General features: G+C 36.3%; 9 protein-coding genes, 1 other RNA gene and 1 other annotated feature. Of the genes, 9 read left to right on the top strand and 1 reads right to left on the bottom strand.

Going from position 1 to position 12,731, the window contains the following annotated elements; all coding sequences use genetic code 11:
- Positions 1–171: 171 nt before the first annotated feature.
- The 9 genes from recJ (at position 172) to BN2144_RS11320 (ending at position 11,062) form a co-directional block, all read left to right on the top strand.
- Positions 172–2,532 (top strand): single-stranded-DNA-specific exonuclease RecJ, encoded by a 2,361-nt coding sequence (recJ, locus tag BN2144_RS11285; RefSeq protein WP_033828321.1) that lies wholly within the window; start codon positions 172–174, stop codon positions 2,530–2,532.
- A complete protein-coding gene (locus BN2144_RS11290; protein WP_033828322.1) occupies positions 2,523–3,035 on the top strand; it encodes an adenine phosphoribosyltransferase in 513 nt (170 codons plus the stop codon). The genes recJ and BN2144_RS11290 overlap by 10 nt, the downstream gene beginning before the upstream one ends.
- Before the next feature lie 202 nt (positions 3,036–3,237).
- Positions 3,238–5,430 (top strand): RelA/SpoT family protein, encoded by a 2,193-nt coding sequence (locus BN2144_RS11295; protein WP_033828323.1) that lies wholly within the window; start codon positions 3,238–3,240, stop codon positions 5,428–5,430.
- Between the two features lie 12 nt (positions 5,431–5,442).
- Positions 5,443–5,883: a D-aminoacyl-tRNA deacylase gene (dtd, locus tag BN2144_RS11300; protein WP_033828324.1), complete on the top strand. Its 441-nt coding sequence runs from the start codon at positions 5,443–5,445 to the stop codon at positions 5,881–5,883.
- A gap of 379 nt (positions 5,884–6,262) precedes the next feature.
- Positions 6,263–6,439 (top strand): hypothetical protein, encoded by a 177-nt coding sequence (locus tag BN2144_RS20110; RefSeq protein WP_033828325.1) that lies wholly within the window; start codon positions 6,263–6,265, stop codon positions 6,437–6,439.
- A 55-nt stretch (positions 6,440–6,494) separates the two neighbouring features.
- Positions 6,495–6,735: a binding site (T-box leader), on the top strand.
- A gap of 105 nt (positions 6,736–6,840) precedes the next feature.
- Positions 6,841–8,112 carry a histidine--tRNA ligase gene (gene hisS, locus BN2144_RS11310; protein ID WP_033828326.1) on the top strand — a complete coding sequence of 424 codons (1,272 nt, stop codon included), beginning with the start codon at positions 6,841–6,843 and terminating at the stop codon, positions 8,110–8,112.
- A gap of 20 nt (positions 8,113–8,132) precedes the next feature.
- Positions 8,133–9,911, top strand: a complete 1,779-nt coding sequence (gene aspS / locus BN2144_RS11315; RefSeq protein WP_033828605.1) for an aspartate--tRNA ligase — start codon at positions 8,133–8,135, stop codon at positions 9,909–9,911.
- Positions 9,912–9,972: 61 nt separating this feature from the next.
- A non-coding RNA gene (gene ssrS / locus BN2144_RS19215) (6S RNA) lies at positions 9,973–10,157 on the top strand.
- A 131-nt stretch (positions 10,158–10,288) separates the two neighbouring features.
- A complete protein-coding gene (locus BN2144_RS11320) occupies positions 10,289–11,062 on the top strand; it encodes a tRNA threonylcarbamoyladenosine dehydratase (RefSeq protein WP_033828327.1) in 774 nt (257 codons plus the stop codon).
- Positions 11,063–11,235: 173 nt separating this feature from the next.
- Here the strand turns inward: BN2144_RS11320 and BN2144_RS11325 are convergent, their stop codons facing one another.
- Positions 11,236–12,510 (bottom strand): replication-associated recombination protein A, encoded by a 1,275-nt coding sequence (locus tag BN2144_RS11325; protein WP_033828328.1) that lies wholly within the window; start codon positions 12,508–12,510, stop codon positions 11,236–11,238.
- Positions 12,511–12,731 lie beyond the last annotated feature (221 nt).

The raw sequence follows: 12,731 nt of genomic DNA on the forward strand, positions 1-12,731 counted from the left end.
CTCGCTCTTTTCGTCTTAGGGCGAGTTTTTTATTCGTTTCATCTTGCCACCAGAAAGTAACAAATGTAACTTAACATTTCTGATTCATGAAAACAAATGAAAATGTTGTACACCTAATTGATTCACTTTCATCTCTCTAGTATAATGGATGAGTTGAGAGGTGATAGAATAATGTTACAAGCCAAAACACGCTGGGTGATTAATGAAGGAAATCGCCAAAAAGCGGAAGAACTAGTGAATAAATTACAGTTAACACCTCTAGTAGCGAATTTGTTAGTTAATCGAGGAATAGATACTGCTCAAGAAGCGAATCTCTTTTTAGATTCAAATAGTGATTTTCATCATCCTTTCCTACTTAACGATATGGATATATGTGTTGAACGAGTTCATCAAGCGATACGGAATGGGGAGAAAATTGTTGTTTATGGCGATTACGATGCGGATGGCGTAACGAGTACGTATGTCTTATTAAAAACATTACACACACTTGGTGCGAATGCCGACTATTATATACCAAACCGCTTCACAGAAGGATATGGCCCGAATGAACAGGCATTTAGGAATCTAAAAGATGCTGGATACGAACTATTAATAACCGTGGATAATGGTATATCCGGCATACATGAAGCGAAAGTAGCAAAGGAAATTGGCATTGATTTAATCGTAACAGATCACCATGAACCTGGCCTTGAATTGCCAGATTGTTTAGCAATTATCCATCCGAAAAGGCAAGACTCCACTTATCCTTTTCAAGAATTAGCTGGTGTTGGAGTGGCCTATAAAGTAGCAACAGCACTATTAGGTGAAGCACCCGAAGAACTTCTCCCTTTTGTTGCAATCGGAACAATTGCTGATTTAGTTCCTCTTCGTGATGAAAATCGATTATTTGTAAAAAAAGGTTTACCGTTATTGCAAACTTCGAACCATCTCGGCTTAAAAGCGTTAATGCAAAAATCGGGAATTAACCAACAAGCATTAAATGAAGAAACGATTAGCTTTGGACTTGCTCCTAGAATAAATGCACCAGGTAGATTGGAACATGCCGGTATTGTCGTTGATTTATTTTTATCCAATGATAAAAAAGAAGCAGAATTTCTAGCTTCTGAAATAGATGATTTAAATAAGGAAAGACAAACAATTGTTGAACAAATGACGAATGAAGCACTGACCGAAATTAATCAATCAGTGGAACATCAAGACAGCAAGGTTATTCTAATCGGTAAAGAGAATTGGCATCCTGGTGTAATCGGAATCGTTGCTTCTCGTTTAGTAGAAAAATATTATCGACCTGCTATTGTCTTTTCTTATGATTCCGTGACAGGACTTGCAAAAGGTTCTGCTAGAAGTATTCCAAAATTTAATATGTATACAAACTTATCCCAATCAACAGATATATTACTGCATTTTGGTGGTCATCCAATGGCGGCAGGAATGACTTTAAAAATAGAAGATGTGTCTATTTTACGAAAGCGATTAAATGATTTGGCCCATGAACAATTAACAGCCGAAGATTTTATACCTATTACGAATATTGACGGTGTATTTTCTTTGGAAGATATAAACTTATTAGCTATCGAGGAAATGTATAAACTTGCTCCGTTCGGTGTGACCAATCCAAAACCGAATATATTGATTAATGATGTTCAATTGCCGCAACTAAGAAAAGTTGGTGCAGATCAAAAACATGTGAAATTAACGATTGAAACTGATCACTCTCAACTTGACGGAATAGGTTTTCATATGGGTTATATTGCCGAAGAAGTATCACCAATCTCAAATGTTTCAGTTGTTGGTGAATTAGATATTAATGAGTGGAATAACGTTCGTAAACCCCAGCTTATTTTAAAAGATGTCGCCGTGAATGAGTGGCAATTATTTGACTTTCGGAGCAATCGAAAATTAAATGAATGGATGAATCAAATACCAACAAATAATCGGAAATTTATTATTTTCCGAGAAAACACAATAAAACAGATGAATTTAACAAACAATAGTCATGAGCTTGCAATTATTCATTCAGAAGCGGCTGCACGTGATTGTGTACTAGATGGTATGAATGTTGTCTTAGTGGACTTCCCACAATCAAAACAGCAACTACAGTACTTGCTTAGTGGTAAGAAAGTGGCTAGAATTTATGCCCATTTTCATCAGGAAGAAATTGAAATGTTAAATACGATGCCAACAAGAGATGACTTTAAATGGTACTATGCGTTTCTCTATAAAAAAGGTGTCTTTGATCTTCGTCAGTATGGAGTCGATTTGGCTAGACGAAAAGGTTGGTCAGTTCGTACATTAAAGTTTATGACGACTGTGTTTTTTGAATTGGATTTTGTTACAATGAGTAATGGTATTATAACAGTCGTCAAAACTCCGGAAAAAAGAGACTTATCTAACTCAAAAACGTACCAATCAAGACAAGAGATTATCCAATTGGAAAAGAACTTACTTTTATCTTCATACAAGCAATTAAAAGAGAATTTAGATTTGTTTATTGGCACTGCGAAACTTGAGGAGGCAGAATTATGGATTTAACGAAATTTGTAGCAATTGTTCAAGATTGGCCAAGTAAAGGAATTAGCTTTAAAGATATAACACCTTTAATGGCTGACGGTGGAGCTTTTAAATATGCAACAGAACAAATTGTTGAATATGCAAAAGAAAAAGAAGTAGATATTGTTGTAGGTCCAGAAGCTCGTGGGTTTATTATTGGCTGTCCTGTCGCCTATGCATTAGGAGTAGGCTTTGCTCCTGTACGTAAAGAGGGAAAACTACCTCGTGAAACAATAAAAGTACAGTACGGTTTAGAATATGGAAAAGACGTATTAACCATTCATAAAGATGCAATAAAACCAGGACAACGGGTATTAATTATTGACGATTTACTAGCTACAGGTGGTACAATAGAAGCAACAAAAAAATTAGTAGAAGAATTAGGCGGTGTTGTCGTAGGAGCAGCATTCCTTATTGAACTATCTTATCTAAATGGTCGTGACAAATTGCAAGGTATTGACTTAAAAACATTAATTAAATATTAAACTAAACTGCTGAATGGAAGGCTTGGCTTATATGCCAAGCTATTCATTTAGATGAATTTGGAAATAAAAAGTAATAATCTACTGTATTTATTTTGAGTAAACAGATAAAATACTTTACTTTTCGTATTTTTTTATAAATAATAGATACAATTAATTGTACGTTAACAAGCAAGTAAAGATGCATTTTATAAAGGTGATTAACATGAGTTCCGATCAAACAATAACAATTGAAGAATGTATGGAAAAAGTTAGCGGATATTTAAACGAAGAACATACTGCTTTAGTTCGACGTGCATATGAATTTGCTGAGTTTGCACATCATGATCAAATCCGTAAGTCTGGAGAACCGTATATTGTTCATCCGATTCAAGTAGTAGGGATTCTTGCGGATTTAAAAATGGATCCAGCTACATTAGCTGCGGGCTTTTTACATGATGTCGTAGAAGATACAGAAATTACTTTTGAGCAAATTGAACAAGAGTTTAGTACTGAAATCGCAATGTTAGTAGACGGTGTTACGAAGCTTGGCAAAATTAAATATAAATCTCATCAAGAGCAACAGGCTGAAAATCATCGAAAAATGCTTGTCGCAATGGCTAAAGATATGCGGGTCATATTAATTAAATTTGCTGACCGCTTGCATAATATGCGGACGTTAAAACATTTACCGGAAGAAAAACAGCGACGAATTGCGAATGAGACGTTAGAGATTTTCGCCCCCCTTGCCCATCGTTTAGGGATTTCGAAAATTAAATGGGAACTAGAGGATACAGCCCTCCGCTATTTAAATCCTCAACAATATTATCGAATTGTCAATTTAATGAAGAGAAAACGGGCTGAAAGAGAAGAATATATTCATCAAGTTATTGATGAAGTTCAAAATCGGGTTGATGAAGTAGCCATTAAAGCGGAAATTACTGGTCGGCCGAAACATATTTATAGTATTTATCGAAAAATGGTATTACAAAACAAACAATTTAACGAAATTTATGATTTGTTAGCCGTCCGTATTATCGTAAATAGTATTAAAGACTGTTATGCTGTACTAGGGATTATCCATACTTGTTGGAAACCAATGCCGGGTAGATTTAAAGATTATATTGCGATGCCAAAGCAAAATATGTATCAGTCCTTACATACGACTGTCATCGGACCAAAAGGTGATCCGCTAGAAGTACAAATCAGGACTTTTGAAATGCATCAAATTGCTGAGTACGGGATTGCCGCACACTGGGCATATAAAGAAGGAAAAAAAGCAAACAATCGTGACCAATTCGAAAAAAAATTAACTTGGTTCAGAGAAATTTTGGAGTTCCAAAATGAATCGACGAATGCTGAAGAGTTCATGCAATCATTAAAAGTCGATTTATTTTCCGATATGGTTTATGTGTTTACTCCAAAAGGAGAGGTGTTTGAGCTACCGTCTGGATCTGTACCAATAGATTTTGCATATCGAATTCATTCGGAAATCGGTAATAAAACAATTGGCGCAAAAGTAAATAACAAGATGGTTCCATTGGATTATAAATTGAAAACAGGGGACATCGTCGAAATTCTTACATCAAAGCACTCTTATGGTCCAAGTCGGGACTGGATTAAATTAGCCCAAACTTCCCAAGCGAAAAACAAAATTAAACAGTTCTTCAAACGGCAATTAAAAGAAGAAAATGTTAGTAAAGGGAAAGAACTTGTGGAACGAGAAATTCGTAATCTTGATTTTGAGTTAAAAGAAGTTATGACCCAAGATAACTTAAAACGGGTAGCAGACAAGTTTAATTTTGCCAATGAAGAAGATATGTACGCTGCAGTTGGCTACAATGGAATAACAGCTGCTCAAATAGCGAATCGTTTAACAGAGAAACTACGGAAGAAGAAAGAAAATGAAGAAGCATTATTATTAAAAGAAATTTCCGAGGCAAAACCAGTAGCACATCCACGCCGTCATGACCCAGGTGTTCGAGTAAAAGGAATTGATAACCTACTCATCCGATTGTCTAAATGTTGCAGCCCAATTCCGGGAGATGAGATTGTTGGATACATTACAAAAGGCCGAGGTGTTTCTGTTCACCGTACGGATTGTCCAAATGTCAAAGGTGATGATGCAAGGGATCGACTAATTCCAGTTGAATGGGAAGGTTACGCGTCAACGAAGAAAGAATATAATGTTGATTTAGAAATAAACGGCTATGATCGTAGAGGATTATTAAATGAAGTTTTACAGGCAGTTAATGAAACAAAAACAAATATTTCCCAAGTTTCAGGGAAAACCGATCGAAACAAAATGGCCTCTATTCATTTATCTATATCGATTCAAAATATTGCCCACTTGAAGAAAGTCGTTGATCGTATAAAACAAATTCACGACATTTATTCCGTCCGACGGGTAATGAACTAGAGGAGGTTTCTAATGAAAGTTGTCTTACAAAGAGCAAAAAAGGCCTCTGTATCTGTTGCTGGAAATATAATTGGTAAGATTGAAAAAGGTTTTGTTTTACTTGTAGGTGTAACGCATGAAGATACTGAACGGGATGCTGAGTATTTAGCAGAAAAAATTTCAGGTTTACGTGTATTTGAGGATGAAAATGGGAAAATGAATTTATCCCTACAGGATATCGGTGGAGAAATCCTATCTATTTCCCAATTCACCTTATATGGTGATACTCGTAAAGGTAGACGCCCAAATTTTATGGATGCAGCTAGACCGGAACAAGCAAATAAGCTTTATGAATATTTCAATGCGAAATTGCGAGAAAAAGAAATCCTTGTTGAGACAGGAGAATTTGGGGCAATGATGGATGTTACTTTCACGAATGATGGACCGGTTACATTAGTCATTGAAAGTAAATAAGAATAGGTGGACAAACTGTGGAAGATTCGGTTTGTCTTTTTTTATGGAATGAATAAGACCAACTGAAAATAGTTTTAACTTTTTTAGCTAATAGGAAAGCATTAATTCTCCAATTTCTACGTTCCTATACGCAAAAGCGCACAAGGAAGACTCTAGATAGCTACGGCCGAAAAATTCTCTTTCTTATTAAGCGATCTCTAGTCTTTCTTCGTTAAGGCTTGTGCGTTTAGAGTTTTCTTTAGGAACTTCGAGAAAGAATCCTCCCCATTCATTTGGGAGATGAAAGCTCGGTCAGATTTCTTCCTAGTCAATGTAAAACTCGATGAATTTAAGGGCATACTACATAAAGACAAATGACTTATGGCTAGGAGGAACAAACATGCATTCTAGTGACAAAAATGAACATGCAAATTTATCAAGTAAACAAGTATTTGGTGTCGACTTCCATGATTTTATCGTTAAACAGGAAGATTCATCGTCATTCGAATTAGCTTCAGAATATGGACTTTCGTTAGGTGAAGTAAGAAAACTGAAAAAACAACTTTTTCGCTCATAAGCTACTTGACAATTGAAGTTGCTTCCCTTAACATTAATAAACAATAAGAATATATTTTAAGCTGATGACGGAGAAAAGTAATTTCACCCCAAATGGAAAAGAGAGGGGATGGCATGGCTGAAACCATTCCTCCATGATGATGAAATGAAAGACACTCCTGAAGTTATCTCTGAACAATCATTCATTTGATTCAGTAAGAGTTTTACGTATTCAGGCGTTAACTGACGAAAGTGGAAGATTGGAAATACTCTCTCTTCAATTAGGGTGGCACCGCGAGATCAGCTCTCGTCCCTTGGTTTTTTACAAGGAACGAGGGCTTTTTGTTTTGCTTTTATATTTACAATCCTAGAATAAGCACTACATACAATATTTATTTATACATATTTAAAGGAGGTAAAACATTGAAAGTTCAAATACCTAGAGGAACTCAAGATATCCTCCCCGAACAAGCAAAAGTTTGGCAATGGATAGAAGAAAAAATGAGAGAAGTTACAAAGCAATACCATTACAAAGAAATCCGTACACCCATCTTTGAACATACCGACATTTTTGCAAGAGGTGTAGGAGATACAACAGATATTGTCCAAAAGGAAATGTATTCATTTCAAGATCGAGGTGGTCGAGATTTAACGCTAAGACCAGAGGGAACAGCTGCTGTTGTAAGATCTTTTGTAGAAAATAAAATGTATGGCGATCCAAACCAACCTGTAAAACTTTATTATGTCGGACCTATGTTTCGCTATGAACGACCTCAATCAGGAAGATATCGTCAATTTGTGCAATTTGGCGTAGAAGCATTAGGAAGCCAAGATCCAGCCATTGATGCGGAAGTGATTGGTCTTGCCATGGACATATATAAACAAGTTGGTCTTAAAAACTTAAACCTAGTTATTAATAGTTTAGGTGATAAGGAAAGTCGCGCGAATCATCGCGAAGCATTAATTCAACATTTTCAACCACGTATCGATGAGTTTTGTAAAGATTGTCAAAACCGACTTGAAAAAAATCCATTAAGAATTCTTGATTGTAAAGTAGATCGTGATCATGAACTAATGAAAACAGCACCGTCAATTCTTGATTATTTAAATGATGAGTCAAAAGTTTATTTTGAGAAGGTTTGTCAATATTTAACAGATTTAGGGATTGAATATACCATTGATCCAAAGTTAGTACGTGGTTTAGATTATTATAATGCAACGACATTTGAAATTATGAGTTCAGCAGCAGGATTTGGAGCGATTACAACTTTATGTGGTGGTGGTCGTTACAACGGTTTAGTTGAAGAATTTGGTGGACCAGAAACACCGGGAATTGGTTTTGCATTAAGTATCGAACGATTAATTGCTGCACTGGAAGCAGAAAACGTTCAATTAAATCTTCCTCATGAAATTGACTTTTACCTTATTGCACTTGGAGACCGTGCGAAAGATTATTCGGTTAAATTATTAAATGATTTACGTCATAATGGTTTTTCAGCGGATCGAGATTATACGAATCGAAAAATGAAAGCTCAGTTAAAATCAGCTGATCGACTTTCTGCTAAATATGTACTCATCTTAGGTGAAGATGAATTAGACCAAGGGATCATTCAAATGAAAAACATGCAAACAAGTGAGCAAAAAGAAATTCATTTACAGTCTTTTATTGAAGAAATTAAGCAACTTGTAATTTAATGGAGGATGGAAAAATGTCGATGTTTGGAAGAACCTATTATTGTGGTGAAATTTCCGAAAAGAATATCGGGGAAACTGTTGTATTAAAAGGATGGGTACAAAAGAGAAGAGACTTAGGTGGCTTAATCTTTATTGATTTAAGGGACCGGACGGGTATCGTTCAAGTTGTTTTTAATCCTGATGTATCGAAAGAAGCCCTTGCCATTGCTGAAAGTATTCGTAGTGAATATGTTGTTGATATAAAAGGGGAAGTAGTTGCTCGAGAAAAAGGAACAGAAAACGCAAAATTAAAAACTGGGAAAATTGAAATTAAATGTGAGGAAGTAACGGTTATAAACGAATCAAAAACCCCTCCATTTATGATTGAAAATGATGCTGAAGTTTCAGAAGAGTTACGTTTGAAATATCGCTATTTAGATTTGCGCCGACCAATGATGTTCGAAACATTAAAGCTTCGTCATAAAACGGTTAAATCCATTCGTGACTTTTTAGATGAAGAAGCATTTCTTGAAGTAGAAACACCAATTTTAACGAAGAGTACACCAGAGGGAGCACGGGATTATCTTGTACCGAGCCGAGTATATCCAGGTCATTTTTATGCTTTACCTCAAAGTCCACAAATTTTTAAACAATTACTAATGGTAAGTGGATTTGATCGGTATTTCCAAGTGGCACGTTGTTTCCGTGACGAAGATTTACGTGCGGATAGACAGCCAGAGTTTACTCAAATCGATATGGAAATGAGTTTTCTAAGTCAAGAGGATATCATTCGTCTTGTTGAACGGATGATGAAAAAGGTAATGAAAGACGTGAAAGGAATGGATATAACTATACCATTTCCACGACTAACTTATTATGAAGCGATGGATCGATTTGGCTCAGATAAACCAGATACTCGATTTGGACTTGAACTAATCGATGCTTCGGAAACTGTAAAAGAAAGTAATTTTAAAGTTTTTTCAGATACAGTCGCAAATGGTGGACAAGTAAAGGGTATTAATGTAAAAGGTTCAGCTGAAAAATATTCTCGTAAAGACATTGATGCGTTAACAGACTTTGTGAAGCGTTATGGTGCAAAAGGTCTCGCATGGGTGAAGGTGACTGAGGATGGATTTAACGGTCCGATTGCTAAGTTTTTCAATGAAGCCGATCAAACACAATTAAAATCAATTTTTGCTGCAGAAGCTGGGGATTTGTTAGTGTTTGTAGCAGACAAAAAATCAGTTGTTGCAGATAGTCTTGGTGCACTACGTCTTAAGTTTGGTAAAGATTTACAACTGATTGATGAATCTAAATTCAACTTCCTATGGGTTACGGATTGGCCACTATTAGAATATGATGAAGAAGATGGCCGCTATTATGCTGCACATCATCCGTTCACAATGCCATTTAGGGAAGATATTGAACTGTTAGAAACAGACCCTGGAAAAGTTCGTGCCCAAGCATACGATATTGTTTTAAATGGTTATGAACTAGGCGGTGGTTCATTACGTATTTTTGAAAGAGATATTCAAGAGAAAATGTTCCGAGCACTTGGTTTCACAGATGAACAAGCACGTAGTCAATTCGGTTTCCTTATGGATGCTTTTGAATATGGTACACCACCACATGGCGGAATTGCGTTAGGCTTAGACCGTTTTGTCATGTTGCTTGCTGACAGAACAAATCTTCGTGATACAATTGCATTTCCAAAAACGGCAAGTGCAAGTGATTTGTTAACAAATGCCCCTGGAGAAGTTAGTGAGGCCCAATTGGATGAGCTTAAGCTTACTGTAAATAATATGTCAGAGAGGGTGTAATTACCTACTCCGATTACTTGAAAAACACGCTTTATTTATGGTATTATACAGACAAATAAAGAGAGTCCTGATGTGACCGAGAGTTTGCTAAATGTTTTGACCGAACACTTTTGCCTTAGGGAGTTTGTTGTTTCTAAGTGGAACAAATGCCTCGTAATGTGGACTTGTAAAACTTAGAACAGAACACCCACCTGCCGAGAGCGGGTTCAAAACGGCGATTCAAACAACGGCACGATTGGGACGTCTCTTTTTCTTTGCCCGTATACTTGGTTCTGACTTATATACCTTTTGAAACTCAAAGGGTATTTCTTTTGTCTAATTTCTATAAAAATAGGTTTCTAGCATTTGAGTTTACTCTAACTAAAGGATGTGGAGATATGTTACATCAATTTTCACGAAATGAATTGGCTATTGGTAAAGAAGGATTAAAGAAACTAAAAGATACAACTGTTCTTGTCCTCGGTATTGGAGGAGTTGGATCCTTTGCTGCAGAGGCTCTAGCAAGAAGTGGGGTAGGAAGGTTAGTACTAATCGATAAAGATGATGTTGATATTACCAATGTAAACCGACAAGTTATTGCTCTTCTTTCTACAGTTGGTCAGCCAAAAGTTGATTTAATGAAGGAACGAATTGCCGATATTAATCCAGAATGTGAAGTCATTGCACTAAAAATGTTTTATACAGAAGAAACATATGAAGAAATATTCAATTATGGGATTGATTTTGTTGTAGATGCATCAGATACAATTATATACAAAATTCATATTATGAAAGAATGTTTAAAACGGAATATTCCTATCATCTCGAGTATGGGTGCAGCAAATAAAATGGATCCAACTCGTTTTCAAATTGCTGATATTTCCAAAACTCATACTGATCCAATTGCTCGTGTAATTCGCCAACATTTGAAAAAGGCAGGAATTAAAAAAGGGATTCCGGTTGTATTTTCTGATGAAAGTCCGATTGTTATTCGTGAAGACGTACGTCAATACGTTGGAAACGAAAATTCTGAAATACGGAAAGCAAAAATGCCCCCATCTTCCAATGCGTTTGTCCCATCTGTGGCTGGATTGATTATGGCTTCTTATGTAATAAGAGAATTATTATCGGACGTACACATTTATCGTGTCATCGATGAGGCGCTCGTTTAATTCATTCTTTGAGCATGAAGATTATCGTTAAAAAAACTAGTGAGAAGTTAGGCCTCACTAGTTTTTTAATGTATGGATACGCGAGCAAACTTTAAAATAAGTAATATCGTGAAGGTTACCTGGAACAATATTGAGGCGAGGTTGTCCATTCAATTTGCTGTTTCACTTTAAGATTATTTCATTAATTCATTTATCTTCTCATAAACTTGAGAAAGAGCAATTTCATATTTACCTGTTTTTTTAGGTTCATAATATTTTTTTCCTTTTAACGTATTGGGTAAGTACTGCTGTTTTACCCAACCAGATTCAGAGTCATGCGGATACTTATAATCGATTCCGCGGCCAAGTTTCTTTGCACCTTGATAATGCGCATCTTTTAGATGATCTGGTACTTCTCCCCCAAGTCCTTTCTCAATATCATGAATCGCAGCATCAATTGCCATAATTGCAGAATTTGATTTAGGTGACAAGCAAAGGTCGATAACCGCGTTGGCTAACGGAATTCGTGCCTCAGGAAAGCCAATTTTTTCAGCTGTTGTAACTGCAGCGATTGTTCTGGCAGCTGCCTGTGGGTTAGCAAGACCGATATCTTCATAGGCAATAACGAGTAGTCTTCGTACGATACTTGGAAGATCTCCAGCGACAATTAATCGGCCTAAATAATGGAGCGCCGCATTAACGTCACTACCACGAATTGATTTCTGAAAACCGGACAACACATCATAATGGGCATCACCATTACGATCATGGTTGAAACCTTTCTTTTGAACACACTCTTGAGCAATTTCTAATGTAATATAGATTTTCCCATCTTCATTTGCTTCGGTTGACAATACCGCTAACTCTAATCCATTTAAGGCGCTGCGAACATCTCCATTCGTAGCATTCGCTAAAAAATTTAGCGCATCGTCAGAAATTTTCACTGTATATTTACCTAAACCTCTTTCTTTATCATGAAGCGCTCGATTTAAAACTTGTCTAATATCTTCCGGCTGCAAAGGTTTTAACTCGAAAATTTGACAGCGACTCCGAATGGCAGGATTAATGACATGATACGGATTTCCGGTCGTAGCACCAATTAAAACAATCATCCCGTTTTCTAAATAAGGAAGTAGAAAATCTTGCTTTGCTTTATCTAAACGATGGACTTCATCAAGGAGTAAAATGACTTTTCCACTCATTTTTGCCTCTTCTACAACAATTTCCATATCTTTTTTGTTATTTGTTACAGCGTTTAGCATGCGAAATGCAAAGTCCGTACTTCCCGCGATAGCACTAGCGATTGAAGTTTTTCCAACGCCTGGAGGACCATACAATATCATTGATGATAATTGTTTTGCCTTCACCATCCGATGAATAATTTTTCCTTCTCCAACAAGATGTTCTTGTCCTGTGACTTCTTCAATTACTCTAGGTCGCATTCGGTATGCTAATGGTTGTGTACTCATTTTATTTTATTGCCCCTTAAAATTGTTTATATAAGTCTCATCCTAAATCTATCATAAACAATTTCTTGTGGAAAGAATCAAATACCTTAAGCTACATTTTCAAATATCTACTTTCCTTGTGCGCTTAAGCGAAAAAGGAAGGCGTAAGCAGCTACATCAAAGCCGAAAAGCTCTCTTTCTTATCAAGCGAACTCTAGTCTATCGCTTTACCAAGGCTTGTA

This window comes from Bacillus andreraoultii, assembly GCF_001244735.1.
In the GTDB taxonomy this organism is placed as follows: Bacteria; Bacillota; Bacilli; order Bacillales; family Caldibacillaceae; genus Caldifermentibacillus; species Caldifermentibacillus andreraoultii.

Bases quoted from the DNA above. Each gene is read 5' to 3' on its own strand.
- recJ (WP_033828321.1), top strand. From the start codon at position 172: ATGTTACAAGCCAAAACACGCTGGGTGATTAATGAAGGAAATCGCCAA.
- BN2144_RS11290 (WP_033828322.1), top strand. From the start codon at position 2,523: ATGGATTTAACGAAATTTGTAGCAATTGTTCAAGATTGGCCAAGTAAA.
- BN2144_RS11295 (WP_033828323.1), top strand. From the start codon at position 3,238: ATGAGTTCCGATCAAACAATAACAATTGAAGAATGTATGGAAAAAGTT.
- dtd (WP_033828324.1), top strand. From the start codon at position 5,443: ATGAAAGTTGTCTTACAAAGAGCAAAAAAGGCCTCTGTATCTGTTGCT.
- BN2144_RS20110 (WP_033828325.1), top strand. From the start codon at position 6,263: ATGCATTCTAGTGACAAAAATGAACATGCAAATTTATCAAGTAAACAA.
- aspS (WP_033828605.1), top strand. From the start codon at position 8,133: ATGTTTGGAAGAACCTATTATTGTGGTGAAATTTCCGAAAAGAATATC.
- BN2144_RS11320 (WP_033828327.1), top strand. From the start codon at position 10,289: ATGTTACATCAATTTTCACGAAATGAATTGGCTATTGGTAAAGAAGGA.
- BN2144_RS11325 (WP_033828328.1), bottom strand. From the start codon at position 12,510: ATGAGTACACAACCATTAGCATACCGAATGCGACCTAGAGTAATTGAA.